At 70.4% G+C, this 16,628-nt stretch carries 16 protein-coding genes and 1 tRNA gene; 7 read left to right on the plus strand and 10 right to left on the minus strand.

Annotated features, from left to right (window positions below; all coding sequences use genetic code 11):
* Positions 1–13 precede the first annotated feature (13 nt).
* Positions 14–2,044, minus strand: a complete 2,031-nt coding sequence (locus HQ603_RS15635; protein ID WP_222685650.1) for an NADPH-dependent 2,4-dienoyl-CoA reductase — start codon at positions 2,042–2,044, stop codon at positions 14–16.
* Positions 2,045–2,083: 39 nt separating this feature from the next.
* Here HQ603_RS15635 and HQ603_RS15640 point away from each other — a divergent pair, with 39 nt between their 5' ends.
* Complete coding sequence (locus HQ603_RS15640) at positions 2,084–3,409, plus strand: MFS transporter (RefSeq protein ID WP_222685652.1); 1,326 nt, start codon at positions 2,084–2,086, stop codon at positions 3,407–3,409.
* 54 nt (positions 3,410–3,463) lie between these two features.
* On the opposite strand, the gene HQ603_RS15645 is transcribed toward HQ603_RS15640, so the two are convergent.
* Positions 3,464–4,273 carry an alpha/beta fold hydrolase gene (locus HQ603_RS15645; protein ID WP_222685654.1) on the minus strand — a complete coding sequence of 270 codons (810 nt, stop codon included), beginning with the start codon at positions 4,271–4,273 and terminating at the stop codon, positions 3,464–3,466.
* 10 nt (positions 4,274–4,283) lie between these two features.
* The gene (locus HQ603_RS15650) at positions 4,284–4,952 is read right to left on the minus strand and encodes a TetR family transcriptional regulator (RefSeq protein WP_222685659.1); all 669 of its coding nucleotides are present in this window, start codon (positions 4,950–4,952) and stop codon (positions 4,284–4,286) included.
* Positions 4,953–5,162: 210 nt separating this feature from the next.
* Between HQ603_RS15650 and HQ603_RS15655 the strand changes: the two genes are divergently transcribed.
* From HQ603_RS15655 to HQ603_RS15665, 3 genes are read left to right on the plus strand one after another with little or no spacing between them, the layout of a single operon-like run.
* Entirely contained in the window at positions 5,163–6,275 is a 1,113-nt protein-coding gene (locus HQ603_RS15655; RefSeq protein ID WP_222685661.1) for a ferredoxin reductase, read from the plus strand.
* A 27-nt stretch (positions 6,276–6,302) separates the two neighbouring features.
* Positions 6,303–7,505, plus strand: a complete 1,203-nt coding sequence (locus tag HQ603_RS15660; protein ID WP_222685663.1) for a fatty acid desaturase family protein — start codon at positions 6,303–6,305, stop codon at positions 7,503–7,505.
* 11 nt (positions 7,506–7,516) lie between these two features.
* On the plus strand, positions 7,517–7,753 hold the full coding sequence (locus tag HQ603_RS15665; protein WP_068152881.1) for a hypothetical protein: 237 nt from the start codon (positions 7,517–7,519) through the stop codon (positions 7,751–7,753).
* Positions 7,754–7,870: 117 nt separating this feature from the next.
* On the opposite strand, the gene HQ603_RS15670 is transcribed toward HQ603_RS15665, so the two are convergent.
* Both HQ603_RS15670 and HQ603_RS15675 read right to left on the minus strand, forming a co-directional pair.
* Positions 7,871–8,095, minus strand: coding sequence for a PASTA domain-containing protein (locus HQ603_RS15670; protein WP_222685680.1), 225 nt, complete (start codon positions 8,093–8,095; stop codon positions 7,871–7,873).
* Positions 8,096–8,331: 236 nt separating this feature from the next.
* On the minus strand, positions 8,332–8,886 hold the full coding sequence (locus HQ603_RS15675; RefSeq protein WP_308126565.1) for an excalibur calcium-binding domain-containing protein: 555 nt from the start codon (positions 8,884–8,886) through the stop codon (positions 8,332–8,334).
* 219 nt (positions 8,887–9,105) lie between these two features.
* On the opposite strand from HQ603_RS15675, the gene HQ603_RS15680 reads away from it, so the two are divergent.
* Positions 9,106–10,302 (plus strand): winged helix DNA-binding domain-containing protein, encoded by a 1,197-nt coding sequence (locus HQ603_RS15680; protein ID WP_222685664.1) that lies wholly within the window; start codon positions 9,106–9,108, stop codon positions 10,300–10,302.
* A 32-nt stretch (positions 10,303–10,334) separates the two neighbouring features.
* Here HQ603_RS15680 and HQ603_RS15685 read toward each other — a convergent pair whose 3' ends face one another.
* Positions 10,335–11,132 (minus strand): helix-turn-helix transcriptional regulator, encoded by a 798-nt coding sequence (locus HQ603_RS15685; RefSeq protein WP_222685666.1) that lies wholly within the window; start codon positions 11,130–11,132, stop codon positions 10,335–10,337.
* Between the two features lie 159 nt (positions 11,133–11,291).
* Between HQ603_RS15685 and HQ603_RS15690 the strand changes: the two genes are divergently transcribed.
* Positions 11,292–12,815, plus strand: a complete 1,524-nt coding sequence (locus tag HQ603_RS15690) for an AMP-binding protein (RefSeq protein ID WP_222685683.1) — start codon at positions 11,292–11,294, stop codon at positions 12,813–12,815.
* Here HQ603_RS15690 and HQ603_RS15695 read toward each other — a convergent pair.
* Together HQ603_RS15695 and HQ603_RS15700 are read right to left on the minus strand one after the other, a co-directional pair.
* Positions 12,812–13,240, minus strand: a complete 429-nt coding sequence (locus HQ603_RS15695; RefSeq protein WP_261773931.1) for a DUF732 domain-containing protein — start codon at positions 13,238–13,240, stop codon at positions 12,812–12,814. The genes HQ603_RS15690 and HQ603_RS15695 overlap by 4 nt on opposite strands.
* A gap of 125 nt (positions 13,241–13,365) precedes the next feature.
* Positions 13,366–13,438, minus strand: a tRNA-Arg gene (locus tag HQ603_RS15700).
* Positions 13,439–13,550: 112 nt separating this feature from the next.
* Here HQ603_RS15700 and HQ603_RS15705 point away from each other — a divergent pair.
* Positions 13,551–15,572, plus strand: a complete 2,022-nt coding sequence (locus HQ603_RS15705) for a cytochrome c oxidase assembly protein (protein ID WP_222685669.1) — start codon at positions 13,551–13,553, stop codon at positions 15,570–15,572.
* Here HQ603_RS15705 and HQ603_RS15710 read toward each other — a convergent pair.
* Positions 15,569–15,988: a GtrA family protein gene (locus tag HQ603_RS15710; RefSeq protein ID WP_222685670.1), complete on the minus strand. Its 420-nt coding sequence runs from the start codon at positions 15,986–15,988 to the stop codon at positions 15,569–15,571. The genes HQ603_RS15705 and HQ603_RS15710 overlap by 4 nt on opposite strands.
* Before the next feature lie 31 nt (positions 15,989–16,019).
* Positions 16,020–16,451, minus strand: a complete 432-nt coding sequence (locus tag HQ603_RS15715; protein WP_222685671.1) for a MarR family winged helix-turn-helix transcriptional regulator — start codon at positions 16,449–16,451, stop codon at positions 16,020–16,022.
* Positions 16,452–16,628 lie beyond the last annotated feature (177 nt).

The following is a 16,628-nucleotide window of genomic DNA, read 5'->3' on the forward strand; positions in this document are numbered from 1 at the left end:
GCACCGGGAGGAGTCACAAACGTGCGGCCACCCGCGTGCCCTGCTCGATGGCCCGCTTCGCGTCGATCTCCGCGGCGCGCTCGGCCCCACCGATGACGTCGACGCCGATCCCGGCCGTCGTCACGGCGTCGAGCAACGTTCGAACGGGCTCCTGACCGGCGCAGACGACGACGGTGTCGACGGTCAGGGTGCGTGGTCGGCCGTCGACCGTGAGGTGCACGCCGGCGTCGTCGATGCGGTGGTACGTCACGCCGGACAGTTGCTCGACGCCGCCGTCCACCAGGTGCGCCCGGTGGACCCATCCGGTGGTCTTGCCGAGCCGGGTGCCGATGCGTCCGGGGGTTCGCTGCAGCAGGTACACGTGCCGACGCGAGCCGGAGACCCGGCGTTCGGTCAGCCCGCCGCGCGCAGCCGGGTCGTCGGTCACGCCCCACTGACGTCGCCACCGGTCGACGTCGAGGGTCGGCGAGGACGTCGTGGTGAGGAACGTGCACACGTCGACCCCGATGCCGCCCGCCCCGAGAACGGCGACGCGATCGCCGATCGGAGCGCGGCCGAGGACCGCGTCGGCGTAGGTGACCACGCTGGGGTGGTCGATGCCGGGGATCGTCGGCACCCGCGGCACCACGCCCGTCGCGAGGACGACGTGATCGGCACCGGTGAGGTCGTCGACGGTGGCGCTCACACCCAGGCGGAGATCGACGTTGGCGCGCTCGAGCGAGTGGGTGAAGTACCGAATCGTCTCCGCGAACTCTTCCTTGCCGGGGATGCGGCGGGCGATCTCGAACTGACCGCCGATGCGATCGCTCGCCTCGAAGAGCGTCACCCGGTGCCCACGTCGGCCCAGCTCGACCGCGGCGGCCAGCCCGGCCGGTCCGGCCCCGACGACGGCGATGTCCCGTGCCCGCACGGTCGGTGCGAGGACGAGTTCGGTCTCCCGGCCCGCGCGGGGGTTGAGCAGACAGGAGGCCTTGCGGTGGACGAAGACGTGGTCGAGGCACGCCTGATTGCAGGCGATGCAGGTGTTGATCTCGTCGCGTCGGCCGTCGGCGGCCTTGGCCACCCAGTTCGGGTCCGCCAGCATGGGCCGGGCCATGGAGATCAGGTCCGCGGCGCCGTCGGTGAGCAACTGCTCCGCGACCTCGGGCATGGAGATGCGGTTGGTGGCCACGACGGGCACGCGGGCGACGTCGGTGAGGCGGCGGATCTCGTCGGCGAACGCGGCGCGGGGGACCGACGTGACGATGGTGGGGACACGGGACTCGTGCCAGCCGATGTCCGAGTCGAGCAGGTCCACGCCCGCGTCCTCGAGCTCGCGGGCCAGGGCCACCACCTCCGGCCAGGTCTGCCCGTGCGCGACGAGGTCCGCGATGGACAGGCGGAACATCAGCAGGAAGTCCGGCCCCACCGCGGCGCGGGTGCGCCGCACGATCTCCACGGGCAGACGGCGGCGGTGCGCGGCCGAGCCGCCCCAGCGGTCCGACCGGTGGTTGGTCGCCGGCGCGAGGAACTGGTTGATCAGGTACCCCTCGCCGCCCATGATCTCGACGCCGTCGTACCCGGCCCGCTGCGCGAGGCGCGCGCAGCGCACGTAGGCGTCGATCTGGCGCTCGACGCCGTGGTCGGTCAGGCGCCAGGGCCGGAACGGGGAGATGGGGGACTTGCGCGACGACGCCGACGCGGCGCCGGGGTGATAGGCGTAGCGGCCCGCGTGCAGGATCTGCAGCACGATGTGGGCGCCCTCGTCGTGCACGGCGGCCGTGATGCGGCGATGACGCCGCGCTTCGATCCGGTTGGTGAGCTTGGCCGCGAACGGGAGCAGCCATCCGCGCCGGTTCGGTGCGTACCCGCCGGTCACGATGAGGCCGACCCCGCCGCGGGCTCGCTCGGCGAAGTACGCGGCGAGCTTGCCGACGTCGTACGCTCGGTCCTCGAGCCCGGTGTGCATCGACCCCATCACCACGCGGTTGCGCAGGGTCACCGGCCCGACCGTGAACGGGGAGAGCAGCGTCGGATACCGGTGCGCCTGCGAGGTGTCGGTCACGTTCGCCGAGTGTAGGGACGCGCACCCTATGCTGCGGGCATGGTGGTGGTCGGTGGTCCCGGCACGGTGTCGAAGAAGCAGATCGCGGCATGGGGACTGTGGGACTGGGGCGGCTCGGCGTTCCAGGCCGTCGTGCTCACGTTCGTGTTCTCGGTGTACCTCACCGACGCGGTGGGCGACGATCTGCCGGGCAGCGTCTCGGCGAGTTCCTGGTACGGCTGGTCGCTGGGCCTGGCGGGTTTGCTGATCGCCGTCTGCGCGCCGGTCTCGGGCCAGCGCAGCGATGCGCGGGGACGACGCAAGCGCTCCCTCTTCCTGCTGAGCATCGCCACGGTCGGCGCGATGGCCGGCATGGTCTTCGTGAAGGACGACTACCACTACCTGTGGCTCGGACTGGTACTGCTCGCGGGAGCATCGGTGCTGTTCGAACTGGCCCAGGTGCCGTACACCGCGATGCTGCGGCAGGTCTCGACGCCCGACACCCTGGGCCGGGTGTCCGGATTCGGCTGGGCCATGGGCTACTTCGGCGGCATCGTGCTCCTGCTGGTGTCCTATTTCGGCTTCATCGCCGGGGACGGGGACACCCGCGGGTTCTTCGACGTCCCCACCGAGGACGGCCTCAACATCCGCGTGGTCGCCCTGCTCGCGGCCGTGTGGTTCCTCGTGTTCTCCCTGCCGGTCCTCGTCGCGGTTCCCGAGCTGCCGCGCACCGACGCCGTCACCGCGCGAGCCGGCTACGTCGAGTCCTACCGGGTGCTGCTGCGGGACGTGCGCGATCTGTGGCGGACCGACCGCCGCACGGTGTGGTTCCTCGCCGCCAGCGCCCTCTTCCGCGACGGCCTCGCGGGGGTGTTCACGTTCGGGGCGGTCCTCGCCGTCACCGTCTACGGCATCTCCTCGGCCGACGTGCTGCTGTTCGGCGTCGCGGCCAACGTCGTCGCCGCGCTCCGCGCGCTCGTCGCGGGACGGGTCGACGACGCCGTCGGACCCAAGCGCGTCATCGTCGTCTCGCTGGCCGCCATGATCGCCACCGGCGTCGTCCTGCTGGTGGTGTCCGGTCCGGTGATGTTCTGGATCTTCGGGCTGATCCTGTGCCTGTTCGTCGGCCCGGCGCAGTCGTCGTCACGCACGTTCCTCACCCGCATCGTGCCGCCCGGTCGGGAGGGACAGATGTTCGGGCTCTACGCGACCACCGGCCGCGCGGTGTCCTTCCTCGCCCCGAGCCTCTTCGGGTTCTTCGTGTACGTGTTCGGCACCGACCGCGCGGGCATCGTCGGCCTGCTCGTGGTGCTCGCCGCCGGGTTGGCGGCGCTGGTTCCCGTCGCCGCGCCGCGGGGTGATCTGGCGCGGGAACCGGCGGCCTGACCCGGCGAGGTCGGCGAGTTCGGGGGGTTCAGCGGGCTCAGGGGGCTCAGGGGTTCAGCGGGCGAGGATCTCGTCCGCGAGCCGATCGGGATCGTCCTCCGGCACCCAGTGGCTCACCCCGAGTTCGACGAACTCGTACGGCCCCTCGACGTGCTGCGCGCAGCGCTCCGCGGCGGCCCGGCCGATCGCCGAATCGTCGTTGCCCCACACGAACGTGGTGGGCACGGTGACCGGCCCGAGGTCGCCGAACTCGCGGGTCATGGCGCGGTACCAGTTCAAGGCGCCGGTGAGCGCGGCGCTTTCGCCGACGACGGGCAGATGGCGCTCGACGATCGTCGGATCCGCCGCGCCGGAGAACATGGCGATCAGGCGGCGGGCGTCGTCGGCCAACAGCACGTCCTCGGCCTTGTCCGGTTGCCGGAACAGCTGCATGTACTCGCTGCGCTGCTTCTGATCGTCGTCGTTGCGCAGCGCCCAGCCGAACGCGCCGGGGTGGGGGACGGAGACCGCGGTGAGCGACCGCACCCGCTCGGGATGCCACACGGCGACGTGCCAGGCGACGATCGCGCCCCAGTCGTGCCCCACCAGGTCGACGGCGTCGAGGCCCAGTGACTCGATCATGCCCACGGCATCCGCCACGAGATGCTCGATGCGGTAGGCCTCGATGCCCTCGGGTCGAGCGCCGGGGGAGTAGCCACGCTGGTCCGGAGCGACGACGTACCGGCCGGCGTCGGCCAGGCGCACCGCGACCTCGTCCCAGCTCGCCCCGGTCTCGGGAAAGCCGTGCAGCAGAAGCGCCGGGCGGTGCGCCCGATCACCGTGCTCACGTGCGTCGAACACCAGGTCGCCCACGGGGATACGCATGGGCCCCACGCTAGCGCCGCGCGGCGGGGCCTCGCTCGCCGACCGCGGTGCGCGGCTGCCACTGCCCCATGCCGAGCATCACCACGCGCAGTTGGGCCAGGGCGCGCTCGACGACGTCCCGCTCGGCCGCACTGCCCGGCCGCACGTCGAGCAGGTCGACGACGGCGGCGAGCATGGTGTTGACGATGAGGTTGGCCACCATGTCGAGATCGTCCGCGGGCCACTCCTGCAGTGCCGGAATGCGTTCGAGGTCCTGCACCAGCTCGTGCACGATCAGCCGCAGCTCGGTGGCGATGGCGCGACGGACCTCGGGGACGCCGCCGTTGCGCTCGCGGAGAAGGAAGCGGAACTGCACGTCGTGCGCGCGGACCTCACCCACGAGCAGGCCCAGCGACTCGCGTGCGTTCTCGGCCGACGGGTGACGACGCGCCTCGCGCAACGTCCGGCGCAGCAGGCGCATGCTGTCCTCGACGACGGCGACGCCCAGGTCCTCCATCGAGGCGAAATGGCGGTAGAACGCCGTCGGGACGATGCCCGCGGCGCGGGTCACCTCCCGCAGGCTCACGCTGGCGAAGCTGCGGTCCTCGATGGTCGCGAGCGTGCCGTCGACCAGCGCACGACGGGTGCGCTCCTTGCGCTCGGCCCGGCTGGCCGTCGCGGTACCGGATCGGTCGGACATGGGCTCACCCTAGCCCACCTGCGTGTATGCGTGTGCACTTCGCCGCGGCGGGTGGTGTCCGGATCACCCCAGTTGAGCGGACGTGTCGGTCGTCACATTGGGCTTGAATGCCCCTGGTCCGGGCTGTCACACTCGATTCCAGTGAACGGATGTGCACTGTTGTCGGGTGCGGATCCGACGTCGAATCCCACCGACATCGAAGGAGGCTCGATGAGCATCGCCGAACCTGCCGCACGCCGCCGTCCGTCCCTGCTGTCCAAGCTGCGCCCGCGTCTGCTCGAGACGCTGACGACGCCGCACGCCGTCGACCGCTATCTCGAACTCGTGGACCCCATGGTCACCGTCGACGAGATGCGCGCCGAGGTGGTCGCCGTCCGTCGGCAGACCGCGGACACCGTCACGCTGACCCTGCGCCCCACCTGGCAGTGGAAGGGCCACACCGCCGGTCACTTCGTGCAGATCGGCGTCGTGGTGAACGGCATCCGCCACACCCGCTGCTACTCGCCCGTGGGCGCGGCCGGCGTCGACGGCACCATCGAGCTGACCGTCAAGAAGCAGAAGGACGGCATCGTCTCCACCTACTTGGTCGACGCGGCCGAGCCCGGACTGGTGGTGAGCCTCGCGCCCGCCACCGGCACGTTCGAGCTCCCGTCGCCTCGGCCGAGCCACGTCCTGCTGATCAGTGGCGGGAGCGGCATCACCCCGGTGATGTCGATGCTGCGCACACTGGTGCACGAGGGGTACACCGGACGCGTCGCGTTCCTGCACTACGCGTTCACCGAGAAGGACGTCTGCTACCGCGCCGAACTCGACCGCATCGCGGCCGAGAACGACAACGTCGACGTCGTGTACGCGTACACCGATCAGCAGGACGGTGGTCAACTCCACGGCTTCTTCGACGCCGGGCACCTGGCCACCGCGGCGCCCTGGTACGAGTCCGCGCAGACCTTCCTGTGCGGGCCGCCCGGACTCATGAACGGTGTCACCGCCGTGTACGACGAGCTCGGGCTCGCCGACGCCCTCCACAAGGAGGAGTTCGTCACCGCCACCCCCGTCGCCGACGGCGACGCCACCGGCACCGTGACCTTCTCGGCCTCGGGCACCACGTCGGAGAACGACGGCGCCACCCTGCTCGAGCAGGCCGAGAACGCCGGTCTCACACCGGAATACGGCTGCCGGATGGGCATCTGCTTCACGTGCACCTCGGTCAAGAAGTCCGGGTGCACTCGCAACGTCAAGACCGGCGAGACGAGTTCGGATCCCGACACCGAGATCCAGCTGTGCGTCTCCGTTCCCGTGGGCGACGTCGACATCGACGTCTGACCACAACCACCACCAGCAGGAGGCATCATGTTCGGACTGTCCTTGTCCTTCCTCCCGTTCCTCGGCTCGGGTTCCAAGCCGGAGCCGGCGTCCAGTGCCCTCGATCGGCCCGGCACCGACGGCCCCGTCGTCCTGTCGTACGAAGCCGTCGAGGAACTCGGCCGCAAGCTCGACGACCTGCGTGCGCGCACCGTCGCCGATCTCGGCCAGGAGGATCGCGACTACATCTACAAGATCATCAAGGCGCAGCGGGGATTCGAAGTCGCCGGGCGCGGCCTGATGTACCTCGGCTTCTTCCCGCCGGCGTGGATCGCGGCCGTCGGCGCCCTGTCGATGTCGAAGATCCTCGACAACATGGAGATCGGCCACAACGTCATGCACGGCCAGTACGACTGGATGCGTGAGCCGGGTCTGAACTCCAAGAAGTTCGAGTGGGACACCGCGTGCCCCGCCGACCAGTGGCGGCACTCGCACAACTACATGCACCACACGTACACCAACATCCTGGACATGGACCGGGACATCGGGTACGGCATCCTCCGCATGGACAAGGACCAGAAGTGGAACCCGTACTACCTGGGCAACCCGGTGTACGCGTTCCTGCTGATGATGCTGTTCGAGTGGGGCGTCATGCTGCACGATCTCGAGGCCGAGAACGTGGTGCAGGGCAAGCGCAAGTGGAGCGACGTCAAGCCGCTCGTGCAGGGCTGGTGGCGCAAGGCCGGCCGCCAGGTGCTCAAGGACTACATCGTCTTCCCGGCGCTGACCGGGCCGCTGTTCGTCCCGACGCTCGTCGGCAACGCGACCGCCAACATCGTGCGCAACGTGTGGGCCTACTCGATCATCTTCTGCGGCCACTTCCCGACCGGTGTGCAGACGTTCACCGCCGAGGAGACCGCACAGGAGACCCGCGGCCAGTGGTACGTCCGGCAGATGCTCGGCTCGGCCAACATCGAGGGCGGCCCGCTGTTCCATATCCTGTCCGGCAACCTCTCGCACCAGATCGAGCACCACCTGTTCCCCGATCTGCCCGCGCACCGGTACCCGCAGATCGCCCCCGAGGTTCGGGCGCTGTGCGAGGAGTACGGCCTGCCGTACAACACCGGCGGCTTCTTCCACCAGATCGGTACTGTGTGGGGCAAGATCTTCAAGCTCGCGCTGCCGAACCGGTTCACCGGTCCGGACACCGTCACCGGTGTGATCATCGAGCGCGAGAAGGCCGCAGCCTGAGGAGGACCTTCGTGGTCGGCAAGTTCGAACGCAACAAGGACACCGTGCAGGAGATGACCGAGTCCGCCGCCATGCACGTGGGCCGGATCGCCGTCATCATCGCGACGGCCGTCCGCGACGTCACCCGAGAGATCGGTGACCTCGTCACCGACGGCATCGAGATGCGCGAAGCATCCCGCCGCGCCCAGCGTGACAACCGATCCTTCGAGGTGATCGACGGAGAGTTCGAGCAGGTCGCGGAGAAGTAACCCGATCGACGACGCCCCACCCCCGCTCGGGGTGGGGCGTTCGTCGTGTGTGGGGTGGGGTCGTGGAGTCTGGACCCCGGATTCCGGGGCCTGACTTCCACTATCCGGCCGAGCCGGTCAGGAGCAGTCCCCGGGTTCGCCCAGCTTCACGACAGAGAGGACGGCTTCGCCCTCGTCAACCAGCGATCCGGGCTCGGGTGATTGCGCGACCACCGACCAATTCCTGTCCAGGACCTGATTTCGGCCCTGCCCCGTCGCGTCCCGACTGCGCGAATAGAACACTCCCGCGGCCTGAATGGTGTCCTGCGCGTCCTGGAGATTCAAGCAAACGACCGCCGGCATGACCACGGGTGTGGCTGCCGTGGACGTTGCTGGAGGATCAGCGTCGGACGTCGGCTGAAGAGACTCACTCGGCTGAGGCGGTGGTGCCGCCGAGGTCTGTGCATCCACGGTCACGGTTACCGTTTCGGTTTCGGTGCGCACCTCGGTCGGTTCCGTCGACCCACCACCGCATCCGCCGACGAGGACGGCAACACAGCCCAGGGCCCCGCCGAGGCGTAACGCGGGTCGAGAAGTGCTCACTCGCAACCCACTCCGTCGTTGTCGCGGTCGAGACCCGCCCGGTATCCGGGCTGCCCACGCAGCACGGGCGCAGCATTCCGAGCGCGTGCGTCGTCGCAATTCTCGTAGTAGACGCCGCTCTGTGGGGGCGCGGCCTGCGGGCGGGGCTGCGGCTGCGGCTGCGGAGCAGGTGCAGGAGCGCCGCAGCGGGCTCCCCACAGGCCGAGGTTCGCCACGCGCGCGTTGTCCTCGGCAGAACGAATTTCTCCTGACCTCGACACTGGCGTCGCCGCGCGCGCCGCGCCGACTCGGGCAGCTTCCACATTGTGGTTCCAGCCGTCCACACGGACGACGTAGGCGGGAAGCTCGCCGCTCCCGTCGACGGGTCCGGTCGTCGGGTCCACGATCACGGCCACAAACTGTTTGTCCAGCGCGGCGACCGCGAAGTCGCGGGCGGGCCCACCCCAGCATTCATCGAGCTCGGGCGCATCCGCGCCGGCGAGTCGAACGGTGATCGGGCCTCGGGTCGCATCGACGACTCGAACGGTGTCGCCATCGACGACTTCGGTCACGAATGCCGACGGCAGAGTCGGCGCGGGATCCGCACTGGCGAGCCCGGCGCCGACCAAGGGGAGAGTTGCGGTCGCACAAGCAATGCCGGCGATTCGGAGGACACGATTCATGCGCGTGCTTTCGTTCGGAGGAGCACATGGACGCGCGAAGTAAAGCAGACCGAACCGTTCGAAGGTTTCGTTTACGCGATTCTCTCCGACGCTGGTCACAATGGTCGCGTGCGAATCACCGACACCCAGCGCCGCGCCCGCTTGATCTCCCGGCATGCAGTGGGGACGGGGGAGTCGCTCACGCCCGACGCGGTGACCGCCCGAGTCCTGGCGCTCCACGCCACCGATCCCGCGAGCGTGTCGTTGCAGGTGATCGCCCGGTCGCGCACCGCCACGCTCGCCGACATCGCGGCCGCCATGTACGACGCCCGCACGCTGGTCCGCGTTCTCGCCATGCGCCGGACATTGTTCGTCGTCGAGAAGCCGTTCATGCCCGTCGTGCAGGCGGGGGCGAGTGCCGGGGTGGCGCGCACGCTGCGCACGCGACTGCTCAAGGAATTGTCGACCAAGCCGACCGACCCCGTGATCGACGATGCCGAGGCCTGGCTCGCCGGGGTGGAAGCGGACGTCGACGCGGCGTTGCGCACGGCCGGGACGGCCACCGGTGCCGAATTGTCCACGGCCGTACCGGCATTGCGCACCGCCTTCCTGCCGACGACGGACAAGAAGTACGACGTGCGTCGCAACGTCACGTCCCCGCTGCTCGCCCTGCTGTCCGCCGAGGGGCGCATGGTGCGGGTGCAGCCGCGGGGGTCGTGGTCGTCCCGACACCACACGTGGGCGCCAGTCGACTACTGGTGGCCGGACGGACTGCCCGTGATCGACGAGGCCGAGGCGCGGGTCGAGTTGGCGCGGCGGTGGCTCGAGGTGTTCGGCCCCGCGACCGTCGACGACCTGCAGTGGTGGACCGGGTGGTCGAAGGGCCATACGCAGAAAGCCGTGACGGCCCTCGACGTGCGCGAGGTCGAGCTGGACTCGGGACCGGGAATCATGCTGTCCGACACCGAGATCGAGAACGCCGCCGGAGGTGCGGCGCTCCTGCCCGCCCTGGACCCCACGCCGATGGGGTGGAAGGACCGGCGCTGGTTCCTGCCCGACGCGCATCGCCCGGCGCTGTTCGACACCTTCGGCAACGTGGGTCCCACCGTGTGGTGGAACGGCCGCGTCGTCGGCGGGTGGGCGGTGCGGCCGGGGGAGGGCGTAGTCACGCGCCTGATCGAGGAGGTTCCCGCGCGAGCGGTCGCGGGGATCGAGCGCGAGGCCGTCCGCATCAGCGCCGTACTCGACGGAACGCCCGTGACGCCGTCGTTCCCGACGCCGCTGGAGAAGGACCTGCGGACCGGCCCGGCGACTTCGGTGCAGTAGTCCACCCCCACGGTGGATTTCTGCACCGACAGTCAGGGCAGCAGGCCCGCCCGGCGCGCCGAGGTGGCCGCCTCCATGCGCGTGGTGGCGCCGAGTTTGACCATGATCGACTTCATGTAGCTCTTCACCGTGCCGACGGTCAGTCCCAGCGAGTCGGCCACGGCCGCATTGGACTTGCCGGTGGCGACGAGGGACACCACGTCGAGCTCCCGCGCCGTGAGCATGCAGGAGGAGTCGGGTTCGACGCCGCCGACCACGGCTCCGGCGAGATCGGCCCCGGCGCGATCGAGGGCGGCCTTCACGGTCGGATCGTCCACCCGGGCCGCGAGCATGCGCAGATTGGCGTAGGCGAGTCGAATGTCCTCGCGCAGCCGGTCCGAGCGGGCCCGCTCTTCGTCCACCGCCAGTTCCTGCCCGACGCGGCGAGCCTCGTCGCTCAACGCGTCGAGAACCCGCCCGCCGATGATGCCGACGCGATGGTTGGCGCCGTAGAGCACGCCGACGTGCCGCTCGTTCACCACGACGGGTGCCGCGATCATGGCGCGCAGGCCCTCGGCGGCGATGATCGCGTCGTACCGGTGGCTGATGACGGAGGTGGTGGTGTAGTCGTCGACCGACACCGTCCGGCCGATCTGCAGAACGCGGCCGCCGAGACCCTGCCCCGGCTCGAGCGCGACGCCGTCGAGGGCGCCGACCGACCGACCGCAGAAGTGCGCGAGCGAGAGCTTCCGGGATGCGCCGACCGTGCCGCCGAAAGCGAGGGAGACCCCCGTGGCCTGCCGCAACCGGGCGACAGCGGTGTCCATGCGCGAACTCGTACTGGCGATCATCTCTCCGTCTTTCTCACCGAACCACGTCGGACACCCACCCCCTTCGGAGGGTATCGCCCGCCGCGTGGTGTGGACCACACTGAATCACAGAACGAGTGAAAGGACACCACTGTGCACGGAGTTGCCACGGCACCCACGGCGGCCGACACCGCAGCCGCCATCACCGCCCTCGGCGAGACCTACGGCGCCGACTCGCTGAACGTCGCCGCAGCCCTCTGCGACGACCACGATCCGTCGTCGGTCGCCTTCACGTTCGTCGACGTCGACGCTCAGGGCGCGCTCACCCACCACGACCTGACGTTCGGTGCGCTCGCCGACAAGTCCGCACGCTTCGCCACGGGACTCGCGTCGATGGGCATCGGCGAGGGCGACCGCGTCGGCGTGCTCATGAGCAAGCGTGAGGAACTGATCGTCGCGCTGCTCGCGATCTGGCGCCTCGGCGCCGTGCACGTGCCGCTGTTCACCGCGTTTGCGACGCCCGCGATCGAGATGCGGGTGACGGCCGCGGCAGCGCGCGTGGTCGTCGTCGACAGCGACCAGCGGCCCAAGCTCGAGGGCATCGACGGGATCGCCGTCGTGGAGACCGGACCCGGTTTCGACGCGATGGTCGCCGAGAACGAGCCCCTGGCTTCGTCGGTCGTGGTGGGCGGAGACGGCATCATCGTCCAGCTGTTCACCTCGGGCACCACCGGTCGTCCCAAGGGCGTGCCGGTGCCGGCGCGGGCGCTGGCGTCGTTCGTCGCCTACATGACCTACGGACTCGACGTGCGCGAGGACGACGTGTTCTGGAACGCCGCCGACCCCGGTTGGGCGTACGGGCTGTACTACGCGATCCTCGGGCCGATGGCGATGGGTCGACGCAGCCTGATGCTGCACGCGGGATTCACCTCCGCGGTGACATCCGCCGTCATGACCACCTTCGGGGTCACCAACTTCGCCGCCGCCCCCACCGTCTACCGCAGCCTGAGCAAGGATCCGTCCGTGGGCGGGCTGTCGCTGCGCCGGGCGTCGTCGGCGGGCGAACCGCTGACTCCGGACGTCCTCGTCTGGGGCGAGAAGGCACTCGGGGTGACCGTGCGTGATCACTACGGCCAGACCGAACACGGCATGGTGATCGTCAACGGCTGGCACGACGCGGTGCGCGAGGACGTCATCCCGGGGTCGATGGGCACGCCGCTGCCGGGCTTCGCGGCCGGTGTGATCGACGGTCAGATCGCGTTCGACGTCGCCGGCTCGCCACTGATGTGGTTCGACGGCTACCTCGACGACCCCGACAAGACCGCCGAGCGCTTCACCGAGGACCGCGCCTGGTACCTCACCGGGGACGCGGGACGGGTCGAGGACGGCTCCTACTTCTTCTCCGCGCGCAACGACGACGTCATCATCATGGCCGGGTACCGCATCGGCCCGTTCGACATCGAGAGCGTGCTGGTCGAGCACCCGTCGGTGATCGACGTGGCCGTGGTGGGCCAGCCCGACGACATCCGCGGCGAGGTGGTCGAGGCGTACGTGGTGCTCGCACCCGGCAACGAGGGGTCGGCCGAGTTGGAGACCGAGTTGCAGCAGTTGGTGAAGACCAAGTTCGCGGCGCACGCCTACCCGCGGACGGTGCACTTCGTCGACGCCCTCCCCAAGACGCCGAGCGGCAAGATCCAGCGATTTCTGTTGCGCCGCAAGCGCTAGTTCGGGAGCAGGGCGCGGAACTCGGGGCAGTACGCCCCGATCGCGGAGCCGACGATGGCCCCGGCCGCGCCCTGGTCCCACTTGCCGCCGCTGCCGGTGGTCACCGCGTCCACCTCGGCGATCACCGGCGCGCCCTGCTGCAGTTCGGCGCAGATGCCGCGGCCCAGGATGATCATGGTCTCGGGGTCGGCGAACTCGACGGCCCCGGCCTGCAGTCCGGCGACGAAGAGATCGTCGGCCGCGACGGCGTCCGCTCCGGTGGGGACTGGGGGACCGGCGGGGCCGGCGGGCGTGCTCGGTGCGGTGGTGGTCGGTTCCGGGGTCGTCGAGTCGCCGGACGTCGGCGGGGTCTCGGCGGGCGGGTCGGCCGGTGCACATCCGGCGAGCGCCAGTGCGCACGCCCCGGCGGCGAGGAGTCGGCGCATCACGGCTGCGACGCTACCCGGCGGGTGGGTCGGGCTTTCCGCGGACGGATTCCGCACTCGCGGACGGTGCACCGTCCGTGAACGCAGGAGCGATCAGCGGGAAGGCCGGGCGCCGGAACGCGAAGTGCCCCCGGCAGGATTCGAACCTGCGACCAAGGGATTAGAAGGCCCTTGCTCTATCCCCTGAGCTACGGAGGCGCAGGGAGAGTGTAGCCAAGGGGCGTCCCCGGCACCGGTGGAGTCCGCCGGTGTGGCGCATCTACTACAACCTGTCGGCGAATCCGGCCCGATCGGCTTCTACCCTGGAAGCATGGCAATCACCGAGGTCCGACCCGTCACGACGCCCGAGCGGGGCGCGGGGTCGTCGGGCGTCGCCGCGGGAGCCGGCCTGGTCGCGGCGGTCGTCGCGGCGCTGATCGTCGCGCTGTCCGCGTCGCAGGCGCTGGTGCTGCTGGGCATTCCGGATCCGGGCCCCGTCACCACCTACGGACTGCCGGCGGTGCGGGCGCTCGGAGAGATAGCCGCGGTGATCGCCATCGGATCGCTGCTACTCGCGGCGTTCCTGGTCCCGCCGCAGGCGTCGGGCGTGCTCGACGTCGACGGCTACCGCGCGGTGCGGACCGCGTCCGTCGCCGCCGCCGTGTGGGCCGGCTGCGCGATCGTCCTGGTGCCGCTGACGCTGTCGGACACCTCCGGTCAGCCGCTCGGGCAAGCGCTCGAACCGGCGAACCTGTGGTCCGGCCTGGCTCAGGTGGAACTGGCGCGGGCCTGGCAGTGGACCGCGATCATCGCGCTGATCCTCACCATCGCCGCCCGCTCCGTGCTCCGGTGGGGCTGGACTCCGGTGCTGCTGCTGGTCGGCCTCGCCTCGCTCATGCCGCTGGCGCTGACCGGGCACTCGTCGTCCGGCGGATCGCACGACGTCGCCACCAACAGCCTCATCCTGCACCTCGTGGCCGCGTCGCTCTGGGCCGGCGGACTGTTCGCGCTGCTCGCGCACGCTCGTCGTCGCGGCGCCCACACCGATGTCGCCGCCCGCCGGTTCTCCGCCGTCGCGCTGATCGCGTTCGTGGTGATGGGCGTGAGCGGCGTGGTCAACGCCTTCGTCCGCATCACCCCGGCCGACCTGATCGACACCACCTACGGCCGCCTGGTGCTGGCCAAGGTGGTGGCGCTGATCGCGCTCGGCACGTTCGGCTACGTCCACCGCCGACGGTCGCTGCCCGACCTGACCGCCGACCCGTCGTCACGCTCGGCGCTCGTCCGCTTCGCCGGTGCCGAGATGCTGGTGTTCGCGGCCACCGTCGGGTTGGCCGTCGGGCTGTCGCGCACCCCACCGCCCGCGGGCGACGGACGGGAGCTCACCCTCACCGAGGTCGAACTGGGGTACGACCTGACCCGCCCGCCCTCGGTGGCCACCTTCGTCACCGACTGGCGCTTCGACCTGATCTTCGGCACCGCCGCGATCGTGCTCGCCGTCGTCTACCTGATCGGCGTGCGGCGGTTGACCCGGCGCGGCGACACCTGGCCGATGGGCCGCACCGTCGCGTGGGTCCTGGGCTGCGCGAGCCTGCTCGTCGCCACGTCGTCGGGCATCGGTCGGTACTCCATGGCCATGTTCTCCGTGCACATGGGCGCGCACATGGTGCTCTCGATGCTCACGCCGGTGCTGCTCGCGCTCGGCGGCGGCGTCACCCTGGCGCTGCGGGTGCTGCCCGCGGCGGGGAAGAACGGTGTGCCCGGACCGCGCGAGTGGATCCTCGCCGCGCTGCACAGCCCGGTGTCGCGATTCCTCACCCAGCCGCTGGTCGCCGCCGTGATCTTCGTCGGCGGGTTCTACGCGCTGTACCTCGGCGGGATCTACGACTCGGCGGTCGATTCGCACGGCGCTCACCTGCTGATGAACCTGCACTTCCTGCTCAGCGGCTACCTGTTCTACTGGGTGGTCATCGGCGTCGACCCGGCGCCGCGTCGACTCTCGCCGGTGACCAAGCTGGCCATGGTGTTCGGCTCCCTGCCGTTCCACGCCTTCTTCGGCGTGGCGCTGATGAGCACCGAATCGGTGATGGGGGAGCAGTTCTTCCGCGGGCTGGGCCTGCCGTGGAACCAGGATCTGTTGGCCGACCAGCGACTCGGCGGTGGCATCGCCTGGGCGACGGGCGAGATCCCGCTGCTGCTGGTCATGATCGCGCTGCTCGTGCAGTGGTCCGCCAGCGATCGGAAGGAAGCCGTGCGCACCGACCGCGCCGCGGACCGCGACGACGACGCCGACCTGGCCGCCCACAACGCGATGTTCGCCGAGCTGGCGCGACGCGACCGCGACGGCAGCTAGAAGACCCAGCCCCGTAGGGCGAGGAAGCGCAGCGCGCCGACGACGGCCGTCACGGCCACCACGAGCACGGCCGACGCGAAGGCGCCCGTGCCGGGGGCCGCGACCTCGAGTGCGGTGACGGCGGCGGTCGAGACCATGAGGCCGACCAGCGCCAGCCCGCCCGCCTCCCACTGCGCGGTGAACCAGCCGACCCGCTCACCGGCGTGGAAGGTCAGGCGGCGGTGCAGCTCGTTGGCCAACACGGTGGAGGCGGCCGCGCCCGCGACGTTCGCGATCACGCGGCCCTCGGGCTGCATCAGGACGAACACCGCGACGTACAGCACGTTGCTGACCGCGCCGACCGCGGCGAAGCGCACCAACTGAGGAACGACGGAATCGTTCCGCACGACCGCAGCAGCGATCACCCGTCCCCTCATGAGACAGACCTGTTCCCGCAACCGCCCCCGCCTAACCGCGCGGCGGCGGGGCCTCGGCCGCGACGCGCGCGAGCAGCCGTTCTAGCGTGCCCTGCTCCTCCTCGTCCAGGACGTCGAACAGCCCGGCCGACGCTCGTCGTTGCGCGCGGGCGACGTCGGCCGCGAGCGCACGTCCGGCGTCGGTCAGGTCGACCAGGATCGCCCGACGGTCGGTGGCGTCCGGGCGGCGGTCGATCAATCTGGCGTCGGCCAGGGCGTCGACGACGTCGGTGACGGATCGCGGAGCGATGCGCAGCCGCTCGGCCAGGAAGCCGGGCCGAACGGGACCGTCGCTGCGGGCCAGCACCTTCAGTGCTCGCCCGTGGGAGGGCGGGAGTCCGAACGGTTCGAGAGCGGCGAGGTGCCGTCGTCGCAGGGCGCGGGCGACGGTGATCGTCAGGTCGCCGAGGTCGGAGGAATGCACGGACGCCATCCTACGTTGTAGCGGTCAGCCTCATAGTGAGGTAACCTCATCGTTATTCGGCCCGCGCTCGATGTGGCCGACCGATCATCCGGGAGGTTCCATGCATCCCACTTCCCCCACCCCCCCGCCGCTTCGCAGCGACCCCGCCGGTGCTGCTCCCCCCCCGGCGCTCCGCGC

The sequence above is a fragment of the Rhodococcoides corynebacterioides genome, from assembly GCF_019834675.1.
Classification (GTDB): domain Bacteria; phylum Actinomycetota; class Actinomycetes; order Mycobacteriales; family Mycobacteriaceae; genus Rhodococcoides; species Rhodococcoides corynebacterioides_A.

Bases quoted from the DNA above. Each gene is read 5' to 3' on its own strand.
- HQ603_RS15640 (WP_222685652.1), top strand. From the start codon at position 2,084: ATGGTGGTGGTCGGTGGTCCCGGCACGGTGTCGAAGAAGCAGATCGCG.
- HQ603_RS15645 (WP_222685654.1), bottom strand. From the start codon at position 4,273: ATGCGTATCCCCGTGGGCGACCTGGTGTTCGACGCACGTGAGCACGGT.
- HQ603_RS15650 (WP_222685659.1), bottom strand. From the start codon at position 4,952: ATGTCCGACCGATCCGGTACCGCGACGGCCAGCCGGGCCGAGCGCAAG.
- HQ603_RS15655 (WP_222685661.1), top strand. From the start codon at position 5,163: ATGAGCATCGCCGAACCTGCCGCACGCCGCCGTCCGTCCCTGCTGTCC.
- HQ603_RS15660 (WP_222685663.1), top strand. From the start codon at position 6,303: ATGTTCGGACTGTCCTTGTCCTTCCTCCCGTTCCTCGGCTCGGGTTCC.
- HQ603_RS15670 (WP_222685680.1), bottom strand. From the start codon at position 8,095: ATGCCGGCGGTCGTTTGCTTGAATCTCCAGGACGCGCAGGACACCATT.
- HQ603_RS15685 (WP_222685666.1), bottom strand. From the start codon at position 11,132: ATGATCGCCAGTACGAGTTCGCGCATGGACACCGCTGTCGCCCGGTTG.
- HQ603_RS15695 (WP_261773931.1), bottom strand. From the start codon at position 13,240: ATGCGCCGACTCCTCGCCGCCGGGGCGTGCGCACTGGCGCTCGCCGGA.
- HQ603_RS15705 (WP_222685669.1), top strand. From the start codon at position 13,551: ATGGCAATCACCGAGGTCCGACCCGTCACGACGCCCGAGCGGGGCGCG.
- HQ603_RS15710 (WP_222685670.1), bottom strand. From the start codon at position 15,988: ATGAGGGGACGGGTGATCGCTGCTGCGGTCGTGCGGAACGATTCCGTC.